Origin of the sequence: Vibrio tasmaniensis (assembly GCF_024347635.1) — a bacterium.
Classification (GTDB): Bacteria; Pseudomonadota; Gammaproteobacteria; order Enterobacterales; family Vibrionaceae; genus Vibrio; species Vibrio tasmaniensis.
On record NZ_AP025510.1, the window covers coordinates 1,303,300 to 1,322,713 of the forward strand.

Here is a 19,414-nt window from a genome sequence, read left to right on the forward strand (position 1 = left end):
TGGTTTCAGCGTCGTGGCTTTTATTTAGAAAACCAAAGCTTTCAATTTAGATACCGCTGTTTCGTTACCTGTAATACTAGTAGTAAACCATTTGAGTGATAATATGCCGAGTAGACAAAACATTATTGCTATATAGCAATAGTGGATGTGAATTAGTCGGATGTGAACTCGTTAGATGTAAACAGGTGAAGTATGGATAGTTTTGAAGGTATTAATGAGTTTGTTGCGGTAGCCGAATGTCACGGCTTTTCTGCAGCAGCAAAACAGCTGGGTTGCAGTACCAGTCATGTCAGTCGCCAAGTGTCGAGATTAGAAGAGAGGGTAGGTGTGGCTTTACTCGCTCGATCCACTCGTATGGTGAGTTTGACGGAGTCTGGGCATACGTATTATCAGCAATGCAAAGATCTGGTTATTGGGCTGCAACAGGCGAATGAACAAGTCACATCTCAACAAGCTCAGTTGAGCGGTACATTACGCGTGAGTGCTGCGGGTGCGTTTGCTGAAAATCATGTTGCCGCGGCGCTGATGGAATTTGCGAAAGACCACCCTGATCTGACTATCGAAATGAACTTCAATACCAATATGGTTAACTTTATTGAAGATGGTATTGATTTCGCGATTCGTTATGGTCGGTTAGATGATTCTGGTTTGGTGGCAAGGAAGCTGGTGGATCGCGCAATGGCAGCGGCCGCGAGTCAGAACTACATCGATCAATTCGGTTCTCCAACACAGCCTGAACAGTTGAAGTTGCACAGCTGTATTATTGCCAACAGTGATCAGTGGTTGTTTGAGAAAGATGGAAAACCGTTAAACGCGGTGCGCGTACATGGGCGTTGGAAAAGCAATAACTCGAGTGCGGTACTGAAAGCTTGTGAAGAAGGGCTTGGCATTGTTTATCTTCCCAAAAGCAGCTTCAACGGCGGTCTTGCCAATGGAAAGCTCGTTCCAGTGCTAGAAGAGTATTGGGGAGCAGGTACAAGCAGTTGGATCGTATATCAAAACCGTCGCTTTCTTCCACAGAGAGCAAGGCTGGCTATCGACTTCTTAGTCTCTCACTTTTCGGATTGGAATGAATAACCGAATAGATAATGCTTACATAGCTATACAATATCCTTCTTGTTTTTTGACGTGCGTAACAAGAAGGTGCTATTTGTCTACTTTTGATGACTTACGCTTACGATTGAATTGTAGAGAAGCCAGAAGCAGTACGATATACTTAACATCATATTAATGTCCTAGCGCGTGATAGATTGTGTGGAAGCGTTGGCAGGATGTGTTGTTATGTTTCAGCTTATGAAGTGTAGCGAGAATGCGGAGTTGGCAATGTCTTCAATAAATTTCGAATCCACGTACGGTGTAATAACGATTCAAGATATGAATGTAGTGAGTGTTGACGCTAACTATGCTCGCATCTATGGGTACCAATCATCCGAAGAACTCCTTTCTGATATCGATAGCTTTCTAGATCTCATCTCAGAAGAGTACCATGTTTTAGCCTATCAAAATTACCTTGAAACGGTCAGTGGTCAACGAGACCCTCAGGTTCACACCTATACCAATATTGATCGCAACGGCAGAGAGTTCACCGTGTTTTCTATTGATCATGTGACGGAGTGGCAGGGAAGACCTGCACTGCAAGTCACGGTTATCGATCTTTCCCCTGCGATTCAGCTGCAAAATGCAGTGCGTGAGCAAGATAAGATGTATCACGACATGATCATGCAATCAGGGCAGGGCATCTTGGTTCACCGAGATTTCAAACCACTGATGGTCAATCAATCATGGGTAAAACTGCAAGGTGGAGCTTCTATAGAGCAAGTCTTAGCGTTGGATTCGATTCTTGACCTAGTGCCACAGCAACATACAGATGTCATCTATAAGCACTATCAAGCGATTGTGTCGGGTGAGTTGTCGGGAACCAGCACTGTGGTTGAAAATGTTGGTTTTGATGGTGTTCATCGCTTTTTCAATATTTACGACAATGCGATCACTTGGAAAGGTCAACCCGCGGTTCAGGTTGTGCTAGAAGACGTGACTCAAAAGGTGATGTTGGAAAAGCAGTTGGTTCATCAAGCGAATTACGATGAGATGACCGACTTACTTAACCGTAGAGCTATTTATGAATGGCTAAGAGAACACCTTTTTTCTGATTCCTATGTCGTGTGTATGCTACTTGATATCGATGACTTCAAGTCGATCAATGACACTTATGGTCACATGGTGGGTGATGAGGTAATTTGTGCTTTGGCTAGTATTACCAAGCGCAATGCCGAGAAAGTTGGTGGAGTAGCAGGCCGTTGGGGTGGTGAAGAGTTCATTATATTTATCCCAAATGCGTCTCTTGAAACAGCTCTTGAAGTTTCAGAAGAGATTCGCCAACAGTTCAATCAAGTTGAGTTTCAAATTGATGAACAGGTTCGATTTAATTCTAGTGTGAGTATTGGCATGAGTGATAGCCGGGCATGTGAAAACGGTGTCACTATTGACGCACTCGTGAATTTAACCGATCAATCTCTCTATCGCGCGAAAGCTAATGGCAAGAATTGTGTAGACGGAGATGTAGTCGCGCTTTAATGCCTAAAACCGTCATCGAAAGCGAATAGAATCGTTAACGAAAAATGCCCTCAAGTCATCACTTGAGGGCATTTTAGTTTTTGGCTATTAACTGAACGCTTCTCACTATGAGAAACGCTTAAGTTCTATAAATTAGGCAGACACTTCCACTTCGTAAGAACCAAATTTACGGATGTTAATCACTCCAGTATCTAAGATAAGGTATTGGCCTTTAATGCCTTGAAGTACGCCCGTCACTTCAGGGTTCTTATCAAAGTTGTGCGATACAATCTTAATTGGGTGCTGTTCAACTGGGTAGCTGAGTGAAGTGATGTTCTCACTTAGCACCTCGATAGCATCATCTCCAAATTTCGCTCTGATCTCTTGGATTTTATCTTCAACCAATGGCAATAATTCTTTGGCTTTTTCAACCAACTCCATATCGTCGCCGTCGCCTTTAAGCAGTGTGCGCCAGTTGGTTTTGTCAGCAATGTGCTTCGCTAATTCGACTTCAATAAGGCCAGAGATCTGACGCGTTTTTACCTTCAAAATAGGTAGGCCCTGAGTGGCACCTTGGTCAATCCAGCGAGTAGGGATTTGAGTATGGCGAGTGATACCCACTTTTAGGCTTGATGTGTTCGATAGGTAAACGAAGTGATCGACGAAGCAATTTTCTTCACCCCATTGAGGTTCTCGACAAGTGCCTTGATCGTAGTGGCAAGTCTCAGGCTTCATGATGCACATGTCGCAGCTAGCTAGCTTTTTCATGCACACAAAGCAGTGGCCTTGAGAGTAGCTTTTCTTGGTTTTCTTGCCACACGAACAACAAAAAATATTGCCTGTGTGTGTAAGGTTGATGGTTTTACCAATTAGAGGGTTTAGCTCTACAAACTCTTCCCCTACAGGTAAGCGGTAGGTAACCGCACCATCAAGGGAAGCACTCATTTTCTTGAGTGTTCCTTTTGCTAATAAAGACATGACATTACTCGTTGTATTTTGATTATTATTTCGTCGACTCGAACGCCTTGTAAGCAGGTGCTGCGGTTAACGATGATTATGCGATGAGTATAGCAAATAGAGGCTTTGTTTATACGCAATATTAATTGATTTACTTGGTGAATGATTTGCAAATAATTTGCTCTTGAAATTATAGTATGACATTTTGTTTGGGCGTGATATAACGTTTTTCAGTGAATTGTTAGCATGCAAGTTAATGATTAATGTTGTTTATTTATATCGTCAAATCCCAACTATAGGGATCTAAAGCCGGAAGCTTAGATATGAAGTGGATCCATAAGATTGTCATCTTTCTAGTTATCGCAACACTTGCCATTGTGCAGTATTACCAGATAAGTGGAAATCGTGTGATAACAACAATTACTCCTGAACAATATGAATTTATTGCGACCAGCGATAAAGTAGACAGGGGAGTAAGTACATCTCAATTATCCTATGAAAATGGGACGTATGTTCTCGATTGTGAGCTTAAAAAATCCGAATATCCGTGGCCCTATTGTGGGCTATCGATTCGTATTAACCCAGATATAACGACTGGCCTTGACCTTTCGCAGTATCACACCTTTAGAGTCAATATTGATTACCATGCGAAGGCTGACTCTAGTGGTCGTCTGAGAACTTACCTACGCAATTACAATCCTGCTTATTCTGTTCCTGATGATGAGTACACACACAAGTACAACGGGATGGAGTTCTCTCCAGGAATCGATGGTGGCGTGATCGAGATCCCGATCAAAAATTTGCAAGTCATGACGTGGTGGTTAGCGGATAACGAGATTGCGTTAGAGCACTCAGCACCTGAATATTCGAACGTTAACATGGTCGAATTTGCTACCGCTTCTGGTGCTAAATTAGGTCATCATCGAATAATTATTCGAAGTATTGAGTTTGAGGGTTCGTATATTTCGGCTGAAAGCCTGTTCCTGATCTTGCTGTTTATCTGGGTGGGCACTGGCACTGTGTTCCTAATTTCCGAATTACATCGCTCCAGAAAACGTATGGCGATCGCTGAAAAAAGACACCATCACTTAAAAAACGTCAATCGGGCATTGAGAGAGCAAAATTTTGAGTTCTCTGAAAGGGCTCATCGTGACGAATTGACTGGGATACTTAACCGACACGCGATTCGTGATTGGTTGAAAATGCAGTCGCAACAGGTGAAGCAAGGCCACGGCAAGTTAAGTATGATCTACCTGGACATTGACTACTTTAAAAGTGTGAATGACAAATACGGACACCAGATGGGTGATCATATCTTGCGTGAATTCAGTATGGTGGTTGGCAGTTCTATCAGTGCGACGGACAAACTTGTACGTTGGGGTGGTGAAGAGTTTATTGTTTTTTGCCCTGAAACCGAAGCGGGTGAAGCGCAGAGAAAGGCGGAGAAAATCCGACTTTTGGTTAGCCAACATCTTTGGATTCATGGGGATTCTCTCACTTGCAGTATCGGCATTGCCGAGATGAAACAAGAGCGGGTGACAGAGACCATTGCCCGCGCTGATGAAGCCTTATATCAAGCGAAGCATTCAGGGCGAAATCAAGTGATTTTGAGTCACTAAACTGCAAATTGTTTTGATTCGTTTATTAGCTACACGTGCATAAGTGACGTGTGGTATTTTTATGGTTCTTATCCCAAAAGCCAAAACAAAAAAGGTGGCGCGGGGCCACCAAAAGGGAAAGTGTTGCTTGTTTTTAGATGCCCGTTTAGGTGATCTTGTTAGTTAAACTGATCTTGTTAGCTGAGCGGGCATTTTTGTACTGGTTGAGCCGGGGGAAGCTGCAACCAGATTTTTTTGAGAGTGGGGAGCATTCCCATAAGTACTTGCCTATAAACGTAAGCCTATAAACATAACTCTATAAGCATTTGCTGTTTACCAGAAGATCCAAGCGAACAGAGTCAGTACTAGGATACAAACTAGGTTCAACACCATACCGATTCGCATCATCTCTCTCTGCTTGATATGGCCCGAACCAAAGACAATCGCATTAGGCGGTGTCGCAACTGGTAGCATGAAGGCGCAAGAAGCGGCAACCGCAATCAGAGCTGATAAGATAACAGGCGACATACCTAGCGCTTCAGCAATGGTTGCGAATACAGGTACAAGCAATGCGGCACTTGCTGTGTTACTCGCAAATTCCGTTAGGAATACAACGAACGCTACCACGGCTAGAATGGTAAGAAGTATGCCTGCTGTTTCTAAAAATCCGCTTAGTGAGTGTGCTAGGAATACGCTTGTTCCTGTCGCTTTCAGAATGTTACTTAAACAGATACCACCACCGAACAGGATAAGTACACCCCAGTCCGTTGTCTTCTCAACGTCTTTCCATTCCACCGCTCTAGAAGCGCCAAGCAGTACAATTGCGCCAATCGCTACCAAGCTATCAAACTTAGAGAACCCGCCAATCATAGCGTTGATTGGTTTGCCGAATATCCAAAGCGTTACGGTTAAAAGGAAGATAGACAGTGTGATTTTCTTGCTGTTTGTCCACTCGACAGGTGCATGGTCTAGCTCGAATTTGTGGTCAAGCTTTGGCTTAGTCATCACGTACAAAATAATCATCGTGATTGGCAGTAAGATCATCGAAATAGGTAGGCCAAGTGCCATCCACTCAGTGAAGCTTAAGCCAACTTCTGCCGCAGCAATGGCGTTTGGTGGGCTACCAACTAAAGTTGCGATACCACCGATTGAAGCACAGTAAGCGATACCCAAAAGTACAAACACATAGGTGTTTCGGTCTTCACTTTGGTCAACCTTGTTCATGATGCCAAGAACAAGAGGAAGCATCATTGCAGTGGTGGCTGTGTTTGAGATCCACATGGATAAACCGGCACTCACACCGAACAACATGAACACGGCGACCGACATTTTGCCTTTTGCTATCAGCAATACTTTGTCAGCTATCGCTTTATCCAGCTCTTGCTTGTTCAGTGCAGCTGCCAACGCGAAGCCACCCATGAATAGGAAGATGATGGGATTCGAAAAGTTAGCCAGCGCAGCGGGCGTGTTGAATACACCAAACAAGACAGCCAATAGGGGAACGAGCAAAGCGGTGATGCTGACGTGGATAGCTTCTGTTAACCATAGAATGGCAACGAACACGAGAATACTTAAACCTGTATTCACTTGCGCTTCGAATGGCAGGGAATTGAGCAAAACTGCAAATAGCGTGAAATTACCGATTAATATCATGCTGTTGCGGGTAAATAACCAGTGTTTCAGTGTAGTAACAAGTGCCGTCATAAGACGCTCCTTTTGTTTATCCTCGTTTTATTGGTGCACAACTTCGTTGAGCGGTGCTTATTATTTTCGAGGTATATAGACTTGATGTAGGGTCAGACTTTGTTGGGAGAATGTTACTCAAGTTAATAAAGGAGTGTTGGTGTGTTTTTGCTTAACAATGGGGAAGTGTGAGGCAACAAATTCAAAATGTGTAGTTTTCTACACATCGGTCTCTGCTGGTTCTGAAATAGGGCTTGCTGAGGGAGTTGCAATCGGATTTTCACTCGGGTTTGCCGTGGGGTCAGCTATAGGGTTTACCGTGGGATCTACTATAGGATTTGCAGCGGGATCTGTAATAGGACTAGGAATCGGCAATGATTCTGGTTTCGGACTGGGTTGAATTGGCTCTTTAGGTCCAAGGAACTTTGGCGTGGTACCTATAATATAAAGGTCAAGGAACGCTTTAGTGCGCGCAAATACCTCACGTAAACGTATGGTTTTTCCTGAGTGGTTAGTCGGGCCTGAAACCGCCAAACATTGGGCATGAATATCGTAAGAGCTTGCGATTAATAGCGCTCTTTCACAGTGGAATTTCTGAGTGATGATCAGGAAGTTATCGGTATCGAATATCTTTTTGGCGCGAACAATCGAGTCTAGGGTTCTAAACCCTGCGTAATCTAGGTTGATACGTTCATCGGGTACGCCGGCTTTCAATAAGTCGCGTTTCATCGTCCACGGCTCATTGTAAGAACGATGAGCGTTATCGCCACTCAGTAGAAATTGGTCTACCTTTTCACGATCGAATAGCTCAATCGCTGCGTCAATTCGATGTTTGTAGTATTCGTTGAGTGTTCGACCTAGGTATTTACTGGTACCTAGTACCACGGCTACTTCTCGCTCTGGCACGTCATCGATATGGTAGATGATGCGATCCCTTGCTTGCCATGAAACCCAATAATCAATCGCAATGACCGCAGCGCTGCCTACTAAGAACACGAGGAATGCGCCAAACAGAAAACCTTGCAGTTTTTTGTAAGCTTTTAATAAGTAGCTACGGAAAATGTGAGAATCGAATTTCACTCTCGGTATGGTCCTTTGGCTGAACATTAATTTTTGAGTGCTCGATAATACCAAATAAAAATGAGAAAAATCAGTTAAAAAGACAAGACAGAGAAAAGAAAAAAGCCCCTGCAATTGCAGAGGCTCTTGTAAGAGTGCTATTTGAGAACAAGTACGCTCTATTAGAACGCAGTACGCTTGTAGCGACGGTAAACTGGCTGCCAGAAGTGCTGGTCAATTGCTTGTTGCAGTGCTTCTTCAGTGATCTCTAGAGCAACACCTTGCTCAATCGCTTTTTTACCAACGGCAAAAGCAATCTTCTTAGATACGGTGTGGATCTCTTCCAGTGGTGGAAGTAGAGCACCTGAACCATTGATAGCAAGTGGAGAACAAGTAGCAAGCGCACGGCTTGATTCCATCAACATTTCATCAGTGATACGTGAAGCATTTACAGCTAATACACCAAGGCCAATACCTGGGAAGATGTAGCTGTTGTTACACTGAGCAATTGGGTAAGTGGTGCCATTATGAGTCACCGGCTCAAACGGGCTACCCGTTGCAACCAGTGCTTGGCCATCAGTCCAACGAATAATGTCGTTTGGTGTCGCTTCAACACGGCTTGTTGGGTTCGACAGTGGGAACACGATAGGACGTTCACAGTGTAGGTTCATCTCTTTGATGACTTCTTTGCTGAACAGGCCTGGAGCACCAGATACACCAACCAATACGGTTGGTTTCGCGTGACGAACAACGTCTAGTAGAGAGAAACCAGTGCCGTCGCTTTCCCAATCTTTGGTGTTCGCGTTGGTTTGAACTAAGCGCTGTTGGAAATCAAGCAAGTTTTGCATGCCTTCCTGTAGCAGACCCCAACGGTCAACCATGTAAACTTGAGAGCGTGCTTGTGCATCGCTGATACCTTCAGACACCATTTGAGCAATGATCGCTTCAGCAATACCACAACCTGCAGAACCCGCACCTAAGAAGGTGATGCGTTGGTCTGACAACTTGCTGTTCGCTGCTTTACACGCTGCAAGTAGAGAACCAACCGTTACAGCGGCTGTGCCTTGGATATCATCGTTGAAACAACAGAGGCGATCTTTGTAGCGTTCAAGCAGTGGCATTGCGTTCTTTTGTGCGAAATCTTCGAACTGAACTAATGCATCAGGCCAACGGCGTTGAACGGCTTGAATGAATTCTTCAACAAATGCATCGTAATCTGCACCTGTGATACGAGGGTGACGCCAGCCCATGTACATTGGGTCAGCAAGACGCTGCGGGTTGTTTGTACCCACATCGAGCACGATTGGTAGCATGTAAGCTGGGCTGATGCCGCCACAAGCTGTGTAAAGTGCTAGTTTACCAATTGGAATACCCATGCCACCGATACCTTGGTCTCCCAAACCAAGAATACGCTCACCATCCGTAACCACGATAACTTTAACGTTGTGGTTTGTCGCATTGTTCAGTAGGTCATCGATACGATCGCGGTTCGGGTATGAGATAAACAGACCACGGCCACGACGGTAAATATTTGAGAAGTTCTCACATGCTGCGCCAACTGTTGGCGTGTAAATGATAGGCATCATTTCAGAGATGTGGTTTTGAACTAAACGATAAAAAAGCGTTTCATTAGTGTCTTGGATGTTACGAAGGTAGATATGCTTATCCATATCACTTTCGAAGTTACAATATTGCTTGTATGCACGTCCTACTTGCTCTTGGATTGTTTCGGTTGTTTCCGGTAACAAGCCTTCAAGGTTGAAAGAACTGCGCTCTTCAGCAGAGAATGCGCTGCCTTTGTTTAGAAGAGGGGTGCTTAGTAGAGCAGGACCAGCATAAGGGATATATAGAGGGCGTTTATCGTTGTTCATTAGATGCCTAATATGGGAGAAAGGGTAACTGAAAAATGATAACGGTTTAGTTATTCAATTGTAAATAGTTTCTCAGCGATCTTAGCAAACAAAATGATATTCTTACCCATGTCCCACACTTATCGAATTTTAGCACCATAATTCGTTATACTTCGCTCACACTTTTTCGCGACGCCTCCTTTTATGTCATTACTTCCCATTGATGCTTATCAAAACGTATTTCACGAACAAATCGCCAATTCTCACCTTGTAGTAGAAGCTGAAACCGGATCGGGTAAATCAACACGTTTGCCAATTTGGGCTTGCCAACATGGGCGAGTGCTGGTGGTTGAACCAAGACGAATCGCGTGTACGTCATTAGCTAAATACTTAGCACAGCAATCGGGCGATAAACTGGGTAGCAAGATCGGTTATGCGATCAAGCTTGAGTCTGAATATACCGAGCAAACCGATGTGGTTTTTGTGACTCCCGGTATCGCGCTTCGTTGGTTATCTGAAGATGGACTCGCTAACTTTGATGTGATCGTGGTGGATGAGTTTCATGAGAGACGCTGGGATATTGATTTGCTGGTGGCGATTCTCAAACAAAAAGCGTGTCATCGCTTGGTGATTACGTCTGCTACCATCGAAGGGGAACGTCTTGCTCATTATTTAGATGCGAGTCGAATAAGCTGTGAAGGCCGTACTTATCAAGTCGCCATTGAACACAGGGCGAATGAATCCAGAACACTGCCAGATATTCGACACCTAGAGCAACGCATTGCTGAAGAAGTGAATCATCAACTGATCGCTTCACATGGCGATATCTTGGTTTTCCTTCCGGGTAAAAAAGAGATCGTGCAATGTGAACAAGCCTTGGCAAAAAATCCAGACACCCAAGTGGTCAAATTGCATGCTTCGGTCAGTGATAAAGAGCGAGATTTAGCGTTATCGGGTCGTAATATTGATACTAGCGCCTACACCAATACCGACAACAGCGACTGTTTGCGAAAAGTCATCCTTGCTACCAACGTTGCAGAAACTTCATTAACCATTCCTGACATTGGCGTGGTGATAGATTCAGGATTAGAAAGACGCACCGTTCAACGAAATGGCAGAACCACACTGATGCTTAAATCCATCTCACGAGCCAGCGCCAAGCAACGCGCTGGCCGAGCGGGTAGAGTGATGGATGGTGTTTGTGTGCGTCTATATGGTGAGCATGCGGCGTTAGAGTTGGTCACACCACCTGAATTGCAGCGTGAAGAGTTGACTGAACCTATGTTGGCCGCGGCATGTTGTGGTACTCCGCTTGAGAGTTTGTCTTTTCTTGATCCTATTCCTGAAAAATCACTAAACAGTGCGACTCAAACACTGTTGATGATGGAAGCGATTAATACCGACCATCAAATCACTGAGCATGGAAAAAGACTTTACCCGCTGCCGATTGACGCTTTGTATGCCGATATTGTTACGCGAATCAAAACCAAAGCACTCAAAGAAGCCATGGTCGATCTCACGGCTGCGTTGTCTGTTCCGGCTCGTTTATATCAGTTGCCTAGCAATGCAGAACATTTGGAAGCGCTCGCTCAACAAGAAAAGGAAGGGTGTGATTTATCTCTGTTGATTCAGATCGTTCGCGGTCGCGAATATCCGCATCTAGAAATAGAGCAACAGGCACTGAATGAAGCACAAGGGCTTGCGACGCAAATGAGAGAAATATTTGAACTTCCTCAATTAGAAGTCGCGTCTCGCTATCAACGTATCGAACTGCTAAAGACCATTGTAAGTCTGCATCCTGAACTGGTGTTTGTGCGCCGACTGAAAAGGAAAGAAGCCTTTGCCAACGGAATGTTAGAGGTTGTTCTTGGACGTCAGAATCGATTTCCAGACAATGTACAAGCGATGTTGGTGCTTGATACCCACAGCTTGCCGGGAAGAGGCGTTAAGCAAACACTGACCTTAGCGACGGTCACGGCACCGATTCCTGTTGAGCTTATTATTGAAGCTGAACTAGGAGAGTGGGAGCAAGGTGAAACAATCATAAATGATGATGGCGTATTTACCGAGATGGCGTTGGTGTACGCAGGCCGTACGATCACGACCAAGCTCGTTGCAGCGGAAGGGCAACTATCGTTAAAGCCCATCGTCGATCTAGTATCGAATGGGGTTCAACTTCCCGGTTTTGCAGAAGCTCGCACTCAACAAATCAAACATTGGCAGCTGTATGTGAAACTCGGTCTCGATGAACAAACCAAATACACACCAGAAATTGAGAACATTAACTTTGAGCTATGGTTGATAGAGCAGCTTGAAGTGTTAGGCGTTACGGATGTGAGTGAGTTGGAAATGTTCGACCATGCTGATATTCCATTCGATGGTATCCCTACTTGGATCTATTCAGAGTTTTCGGAAAAATACCCGTTTTCATTGAGCCTTGCCGACTTGCAACTTGAAGTAGAATACCTGCCAGCACGCAAGCTGATTTACGTTCATTATCAATCGGGCAGTCGAAAGTTATCGCCAAAACGTTGGGAGCTACCGACATGGTCTGGGTGGCGTATTCAGTACAAAAAAGCGAGTCGGATAATTGATATTAAATAGATAGATTAGTTTTATCTCTAAAATATTAATCAAATAGGTGCACATATGTTTTTTCAGAGCTTATTTTGTTACAAGTTTGATTTTTATATGCCTTTTTAACCAATCAAAAGTTCATAAAAGACTATTCTTCTATATCCTATTGCTATAAAGAAGGAGTTGGTGGATATTGAGTATATTGTGTTGTCAAAGTGTCGGGGGACATCATGGATAAACAGACAGAGACGCGTGTAGAGTTTGATTACACAACATTTCTTGGCGCCTCATGCAGTAAAAAATGGACTTTTCTGGAAGCACTAACCACAATTGCGCCGGTATTCAGTACCGTCTGGCGAGATAGCATTAAAGAGCTCGCAAGCCCTGAAGATCGTTTATGGCAGATGGCATTGAAGTCGATGTCGACGCGTAAAAGTGATGAATCAAACATTGTTACCTTACTCAAGCTAGCCAAGCTAGAGGGGATCAATGAACTCAAAGTTGCTATGCCATATTCTCTTGAAGAAGAGCAGATCGAGTATATTGAATCGCGCAGTCATTTGGTGATTGCCGAGAATACTGGAGAAGAGTTTACTATCAAGCTGTGATCTTTCAGTATTGCTTAGAGCTTAGAGCTTAGAGCTTAGAGCTTAGAACATATAGCTTAGAAGCGAGCTCAAAGAATATTAAAAATCGTACACGTAAAAAGGGCCTCAATAATGATGAGGCCCTTTTAGTATCTGAAACTTGTGTTTAGAAGCTTTCTAGCTTTCTAGAATGAAATCAATCAATCAGTCGACTAGACCATAGTCAGCACGCAGTACATCGATGATCTCTTGCTTAGGATTCTCACTCAGTACGATTTCCGCACCTGTGATTTTCGCTGCGATATCAAGATAAGTACGCGATAGAGACATCAATGAATCCAATGGAAGTTCATTGTCACGAGCTAACGCTTCACGCTCTGGCATACGTTCTTTGTTCAAAAGAATATCAGCATCAGGGAAGTAGTTAAGCAAGAACTGGCGGAAACCTTCTTTTGAATTCTCAACGATGTTGCCGTTGTTGTATTCCTTAGTGTCCCAAATGCGAGATGAATCTGGCGTACCGACTTCATCCATGTAGATAAGCTTTTCTTTGCCTTGAGCATCGTTCACATAGCCGAACTCAAATTTCGTATCGACAAAGGTTTGATCGACTTTTGCTAGCGCTTGGCTAATTACGTTGAAGCCTTCTTTTAGAAGTTTCTCGTAATGCGCAATGTCACTTGCTTGAGTAAAGTTGAATGCTGCGAAGTTGTCTTCGATGTTGTTACGCGTGATGTTCACATCGTCAGCTTCTGGAACGCCAGGAATACCTTTCAAAATCCCTTTTGTAGAAGGCGTGATCAGTAGCTCAGGCAATTTCTTGTCTTTCTCAAGGCCTTCTGGCATCTCGATACCACAGAATTCACGTTCGCCGTTTGCGTATGCACGCCACATTGAACCTGTGATGTATTGACGACAAATCGCTTCGATCATGACTGGGCGAGCTTTTTGTACAATCCATACGAACGGGTGAGGGATATCAAGAATATGACTGTCAGCGAGGCCGTTGTCTTTAAACAATTTGAACCAGTGGTTAGAGATAGCATTCAGAGCTGCTCCCTTACCTGGAACACCTTTAAGATTACCTTCACCACGCCAGATACAATCAAACGCAGAGATACGGTCACTGATCACCATGATTGCTAAAGGCGCATCTGGTGCTACATCGTAGCCTTTCTCTTTAATTAGTCGTTGGCTATCTTCTTCAGTTAACCAGTAGACTGAGCGAACCTTGCCACTGTGGACAGGTTTATCAGTACGGATTGGTAGGTCATCATTTACGGCAAGAACTTGATCAGCAAGGCTCATTTAGACATTCCTATCTTTTATCAAACGTCATACAGAGAAGTGCGGTGTGCACATGATTAGACGGGCATTATACCCAATCTACTATTTGCTTCCAGAGGAAAAGCAAACGATTGCTAAATATATTGTTTAATTAAAAACCCCCGCCTAACTATTCGCTAAAAAATTGGCGAATTGCAGGGCAGGGGAAGGCAGTATATTTGGACTGTGCTTTGGAGCTATGCTGTAAAGTTAACTTATGTTTGTTAGCTAAAAGATTAAGCTATGTTTTTGAGTCAACATGTTATTAATCCGCATGTTATTAAGCAAGGCAGGCGGTTTAGTGAATACGCTCTGAATTAGCATCTATAAAGAAGACTTCACACTGAAAGCGCATTCCTAATGTTCTTAGGTATTGCTGACTGAACTGATCAATCGAGGAGCTCGCAACAATCGCGCTCGCATTCTTAGAGCGAATGGCTTTCTCGACGGTTTCTACTTCTGTCATTTGATTAGAGGCTTTCATGTGGATAACACGATCACAGCAAACATTATGTTGCTGCAGCTGTTTAGCTGATGGTCTTGGTGTTTGAGCCGTAAACAGTAACCACTGATGTTGATTGGACAGCAACGCCATTTTGGCAAACAACGCTTCTTCGTTTGAACTTTTTGTTTCACGAGAGACGGATGTAAATGCGCAGTGAGTTAGCGAGCTAGAGTGTTGTGCTTTAACGTGAGCTGGAATCATTTTACTGTCCTTATATACATGCTGTATGTCTATACAGTAGTTTTTGTTGCTTATAAAATCAAGCGTTTTTTGAGGGATTATTGGACGATCTTGCTTGGTTAGGGCGGTGGTTTTTATTTAAGCAATTGAAAGTATTATAAAAATTAAATTCGAATGAATTTGTTGTTTTGTCTCATAAGTTGAAGAAATGTGAGCTTTATACAGGTGTATACAGTGGTTTTTACAGAAAAGTACTGTATACACCTGTCTAGAAGATAGAAGATAGAAGATAGAAGATAGAAGATAGAAGATAGAAGATAGAAGATAGAAGATAGAAGATAGAAGATAGAAGATCTAAAACCACAGGCACAAAAAAAGCGCCTTAGGCGCTTTCTTATATTTCACGGTGTTGCTTATCTCAATGTCGCTTGGGAGATTTTTGCTCTCATTTCCATTTCACCAATATTGAACTGGCGAACATCAATGGTTGCCATATCATTGCACTCTTTACATGCATGATGACACTTACCATCTAGGTAATCGTGCTTTTTAACTAGGCTTGGCTTTTTGCACCAATCACAAACGCCTTCTACTGTGAACATATTCTCTCCTCACCTGTTTAAGTCAGGTGTATTTTCGGCGCAAATTATGACACAAGTAAGACTCATTAGTTAATAGTTTGTTACTCGTTTTTGAGAGGGGGATCGATTGCAACACTAATAAAATCGATACATTTGTGACTATGGAAATCTAGTTAGCGAATTGATTTACGTTTTTGTAACACTCTTAAGGATGGTTTTTAGCGAATTGTTCAAACGTTTCATCTCTTCGTCACATCCATAACCATCTGGGTGATAGATTTTGGATAGCTGTTTATATCGAATTTTAATGCTTTTTTGATTCGGAATTGAGCTAGGTGTATAGCCAAATAGCGCGCAGGCTACTTGTAAATTGTTCAGGCTCTTGTCACTTTTCTGTTTTTTTAACTCATGGAACATGGTGTGCAGCTGACGTTTTTGTTGCTTAATAGTGAAGTCCTTTGAGCTAAGCTGTGCTTCAAGTGTCTGCTTTTGTTGCCCCAATTCACCCGACTTTAGAGCGTGTCTTCTTTTTGATATCACCAGAGTCATGATAATGCTGATAATTGAAATCAACACGGCCAAGGCTGAGCCAATCAGATAGTCTGAATACGTTAGGTTAGAACGTGTTGCTTGATATCTAGGGGGCAAAGAAGAAGGGGATCTACTTGCTCGCTCTGGATTAGATAGCTTCTGATTCGTGCTGCTTTCAGCAATGACGTTGTCATTGAGCTTCTCAATCGAAGAGATCTGCTTGGCACGCTGCTGGTTGAATTGCGCTTCCAGAATGCGATTGTAGCCATCTTCTGCATTAGGATTGTTTTTTAAGGCCGCTTCATACCATAACTGTGCTTCATCCAATGGTTTCAGGAGTTCTTTCTCTAGTGAGGATTCGTAGAGCTTTGCGACTTCGATAGGCGCGCGTTGGTTACCTTGCAAGGCTGATTTAATAAACCATTCCAAAGCAAGCTTATTGCTTTGTTCCACATCTGCTCCTGCCAAGTACCATTCACCCAGCCTAAATTGTGCATTGGCATTGCCGTTATCCGCTGATTGTGAGTACCAATAAAATGCATCGCTGGTGCTCAAAGGGACATCATTACCTGATTCATAAGCTTGAGCTAGTTGGTATTGAGAAACTGGATCTTGAGGTTGAGATTCTATCGAGAATGCCACGTTGCTTTCTGCATGAACAAAATGTGCAGCAAAGAACTGCATCGTGGAAAATATGAGGGCAAAAAATAGAGTTCTGAGAGGTGATGATGACAGAAAGTTTGATAGGATAAACAATAGATAAGTCTCGTAAAAAAGCCCAGAGTCGATAGTTCAGTATGAATACATTTATGTTGGTTAGTCGTATTACTTTAAACAAGTAACACGACGGTAAGCAACTATATAGAGGTTAATTCAATAGATAAAGACGAGCTGGGCTTTAATCGTGCTACTTAAGTGGCAAGATTTGAATTTCTACGCGACGGTTACAAGCACGACCTTGAGAGGTGTTGTTGTCACATAGAGGGTAACGTTCACCGTTACCACGAGCAATAGCACGGCCTGCAGCAACGTCTTGAGAGATCAAGAATCCACGAACCGATTCAGCACGACGCTCAGAAAGTACTTGGTTAGAAGACTCGCTGCCTGTGCTGTCTGTGTGACCTTCGATCACTAGGCTAGTGTTTGGGTATTCAACTAAGATACGCGCAACGCCGCGAAGTGTTTTGTGGATACTGGACTCTAAAGCGTAAGAACCAGAATCGAAGCCAATGCCGTTCTCTAGGCGAAGTAGAAGTTGGTTCTCACCTACACGCTCTACTTGAACGCCTGAGTTCATGAGTTCTTCACGAAGTGCAGCTTCTTGCTGGTCAAAGTAGTAACCGATACCACCGCCAACAGCGGCGCCACCTGCAGCACCGATGAGCGCACGCTTACGACGGTCTTTAGAGTCGTCGCCCGTCGCAGCACCAGCAACGGCACCAGCAATAGCACCGATTAAAGCGCCTTGAGTTGCGGAGTTAGTTTCAGATTCGCCGGTTGTAGCGTTTTGGCGCTGTGTCGCTTGACAGCCCGTTAGAGCAACAGTGAGTGCTAGGGCTAGTGTGATTTTTTTCAACGTATTTCTCCATCATGTACTTCTGTCAAACGCATGAATTACGAAAGACAACAATAAGTCCTATTGATGGTTTTTATCAATACGCTGAAGCATTGTAAAGTGGCTCTATGATTTAGTTATCTTTTTAACTGCTTGAGCACCAGCAACTGGTCGATTTACAGACAGCTTTCGACCTTTCTTTAAACCAACTTCATAGTCTGCGGTGAGGTTTTTCATCGCTTCTCTGAGTTGTTGTTTGAAGGTCTCACGGTCAATATTTTCAAACTCTTTATCAATGTAGTTATTGATCTTGTTGTTTGACTCGTCGTCTGGGGTAATAACAGGCAGTTTTTCAAGCGCACCTTCTACCCAACCTGAAACATAAGAGTTTACGCGACGTGTTACTTCTAGTGTCCCAGTTCCCGAGCCCGCAAAACTGTTTCTGAATTGGCCAGTATGCTCATTCAGTTCGCGATAAATAATATCGAACGCAAAAGCCGCGAAGATAGCGCGGTCGGCTTCACCAATGAATTCAACACGCTTGAGGCCTTTGTGATTCAGTAACACGGCCTCTACGCCAAACTTGGTGTTAATACCACGAATAACACGCAGCAGCGTCGAGCTGATATTTGCAGGTAACAGGTGACTGGACTGAGTTTTTCCCATCTTGATAAATTCAATATCGTCCTTTTCGAGACCATATTTCAGCATCAAGTTATGCGCCATTTTTATCGCATTGGCAGCTTCATTGACGTTCGCAGAATTTCCAAGCTCAAGACACTTGGCAATTTTCTTTAGGGCTTTTTTCTTATCCATCGACAACTTAATCATTACCGCAAATTTTTAAAAGTCCAACATTTTACATGTTTTGGCGAGTAACAGCAAAGTCAAAAGTCATTTGTAGGAAGGTGGTGAACGATTGTGAGGGTAAGGATAAGGATAAGGATATAGGAAGGAAGCGGCGGCTCCCGGACAAAACAAAACGCCATCAAGAGTATTGATGGCGTTAGTGACACGATTTTTAGGAAGTGCTAGAGCTTTCGCAAACTAGATTCCAAGTTCATCGAGTAAATCGGCTGCAGAATCGTTGCCTGAACTTTGCTCTGGCTGCTTTGGTTCTTGCATTTTTTTCTGAGTCGCTTCAAGAATGCTGTCTGGACATTCGTCTTCAGCGATTTCAAATTCTTCCAATTGGATGAATTCTGTTTTGTCCATTGCAAGCTCAAGGTAGAAAATGTTGTTGTCGGCAGTCGAGAAAGTAACACGACGAGCTTGCGGGCGATCTAAGTTAGTATCAACAGAAAGGTTCACTTGCTTGTTCAGCGCCAGCATTTTCGGTTGGTTTTGTGTGATGTTAGTTTGCAGTTCTTTACGGATTTTATTTGTAAAATCGCCAACCAACTGGTTCATCAACTCACCTAATACATCACCTACTTCGTCTGAAGTACAGCGAGTTCGTCTTCAGGCATGCCCATATTACGCATGTAATTTGTGTAGATCTCTAGCGCTGCTTTCGACGTAAAATTGATAACAACAAGACCTGAAAACCCGCCGTCGAACAAGACGAAACAACCAAAATCTGGCTTAAGACTTGTCTTGTTGATCTTTTGAACCATGGCTGAGTAGGACACCTGTGAAGCCGTCGCTGAAGTAAGTACGTTTGAGACTGATTGGCATAGCTTAAGAAGAATATCTTCAGTTGTGACTGTTTTGCTTTTTTTCATTGTTATTTGCTCATGGAGATGTCGTAAAAAAGTTATCTACTATCTTACTACTGAATTAAGACGAAAGTGACTATTTCTCCATTCTTGCACCGAGATTCTTATTTGATCACCTTTTTATATGATCTTAATAGTAGTAAAGTGACGAAAT

General features: G+C 43.3%; 15 protein-coding genes and 1 pseudogene. 5 read left to right on the plus strand and 11 right to left on the minus strand.

The features are described 5' to 3' along the window. Positions 1–192: 192 nt before the first annotated feature. Together OCV44_RS06065 and OCV44_RS06070 are read left to right on the plus strand one after the other, a co-directional pair. On the plus strand, positions 193–1,077 hold the full coding sequence (locus OCV44_RS06065) for a LysR family transcriptional regulator (protein ID WP_139684642.1): 885 nt from the start codon (positions 193–195) through the stop codon (positions 1,075–1,077). Between the two features lie 204 nt (positions 1,078–1,281). After that, positions 1,282–2,574, plus strand: a complete 1,293-nt coding sequence (locus OCV44_RS06070) for a sensor domain-containing diguanylate cyclase (RefSeq protein WP_139684641.1) — start codon at positions 1,282–1,284, stop codon at positions 2,572–2,574. A 132-nt stretch (positions 2,575–2,706) separates the two neighbouring features. Here the strand turns inward: OCV44_RS06070 and OCV44_RS06075 are convergent, their stop codons facing one another. Beyond that, a complete protein-coding gene (locus tag OCV44_RS06075; RefSeq protein WP_139684640.1) occupies positions 2,707–3,531 on the minus strand; it encodes a DUF2797 domain-containing protein in 825 nt (274 codons plus the stop codon). A gap of 302 nt (positions 3,532–3,833) precedes the next feature. Here OCV44_RS06075 and OCV44_RS06080 point away from each other — a divergent pair, with 302 nt between their 5' ends. Then, entirely contained in the window at positions 3,834–5,129 is a 1,296-nt protein-coding gene (locus OCV44_RS06080) for a GGDEF domain-containing protein (protein ID WP_139684639.1), read from the plus strand. 312 nt (positions 5,130–5,441) lie between these two features. Here the strand turns inward: OCV44_RS06080 and OCV44_RS06085 are convergent, their stop codons facing one another. From OCV44_RS06085 to OCV44_RS06095, 3 genes are all read right to left on the minus strand, one after another. After that, positions 5,442–6,812, minus strand: coding sequence for an SLC13 family permease (locus OCV44_RS06085; protein WP_139684638.1), 1,371 nt, complete (start codon positions 6,810–6,812; stop codon positions 5,442–5,444). Positions 6,813–7,010: 198 nt separating this feature from the next. After that, on the minus strand, positions 7,011–7,871 hold the full coding sequence (locus tag OCV44_RS06090; protein ID WP_139684637.1) for an ElyC/SanA/YdcF family protein: 861 nt from the start codon (positions 7,869–7,871) through the stop codon (positions 7,011–7,013). 161 nt (positions 7,872–8,032) lie between these two features. Beyond that, entirely contained in the window at positions 8,033–9,721 is a 1,689-nt protein-coding gene (locus tag OCV44_RS06095) for an NAD-dependent malic enzyme (protein ID WP_139684636.1), read from the minus strand. 183 nt (positions 9,722–9,904) lie between these two features. Here OCV44_RS06095 and OCV44_RS06100 point away from each other — a divergent pair, with 183 nt between their 5' ends. Beyond that, entirely contained in the window at positions 9,905–12,304 is a 2,400-nt protein-coding gene (locus OCV44_RS06100; RefSeq protein WP_139684635.1) for a helicase-related protein, read from the plus strand. Positions 12,305–12,507: 203 nt separating this feature from the next. Continuing rightward, on the plus strand, positions 12,508–12,885 hold the full coding sequence (locus tag OCV44_RS06105; protein WP_009846478.1) for a hypothetical protein: 378 nt from the start codon (positions 12,508–12,510) through the stop codon (positions 12,883–12,885). A 183-nt stretch (positions 12,886–13,068) separates the two neighbouring features. Here the strand turns inward: OCV44_RS06105 and OCV44_RS06110 are convergent, their stop codons facing one another. The 7 genes and pseudogenes from OCV44_RS06110 to OCV44_RS06140 form a co-directional block, all read right to left on the minus strand. After that, positions 13,069–14,172 carry a phosphoribosylaminoimidazolesuccinocarboxamide synthase gene (locus tag OCV44_RS06110; protein ID WP_139684634.1) on the minus strand — a complete coding sequence of 368 codons (1,104 nt, stop codon included), beginning with the start codon at positions 14,170–14,172 and terminating at the stop codon, positions 13,069–13,071. A gap of 316 nt (positions 14,173–14,488) precedes the next feature. Further along, positions 14,489–14,896, minus strand: coding sequence for a SulA-like leucine-rich domain-containing protein (locus OCV44_RS06115; RefSeq protein WP_139684633.1), 408 nt, complete (start codon positions 14,894–14,896; stop codon positions 14,489–14,491). A gap of 392 nt (positions 14,897–15,288) precedes the next feature. Then, positions 15,289–15,477 (minus strand): hypothetical protein, encoded by a 189-nt coding sequence (locus tag OCV44_RS06120; protein ID WP_139686054.1) that lies wholly within the window; start codon positions 15,475–15,477, stop codon positions 15,289–15,291. A 165-nt stretch (positions 15,478–15,642) separates the two neighbouring features. After that, on the minus strand, positions 15,643–16,743 hold the full coding sequence (locus OCV44_RS06125; protein ID WP_139686053.1) for a tetratricopeptide repeat protein: 1,101 nt from the start codon (positions 16,741–16,743) through the stop codon (positions 15,643–15,645). A gap of 151 nt (positions 16,744–16,894) precedes the next feature. Further along, positions 16,895–17,563, minus strand: a complete 669-nt coding sequence (locus OCV44_RS06130; RefSeq protein ID WP_139686052.1) for an OmpA family protein — start codon at positions 17,561–17,563, stop codon at positions 16,895–16,897. Between the two features lie 105 nt (positions 17,564–17,668). Further along, complete coding sequence (locus tag OCV44_RS06135) at positions 17,669–18,358, minus strand: DUF2786 domain-containing protein (RefSeq protein WP_139686051.1); 690 nt, start codon at positions 18,356–18,358, stop codon at positions 17,669–17,671. A gap of 231 nt (positions 18,359–18,589) precedes the next feature. Then, positions 18,590–19,266 (minus strand): annotated as a pseudogene (locus OCV44_RS06140) (DUF3334 family protein). Between the last annotated feature and the right edge of the window lie 148 nt (positions 19,267–19,414).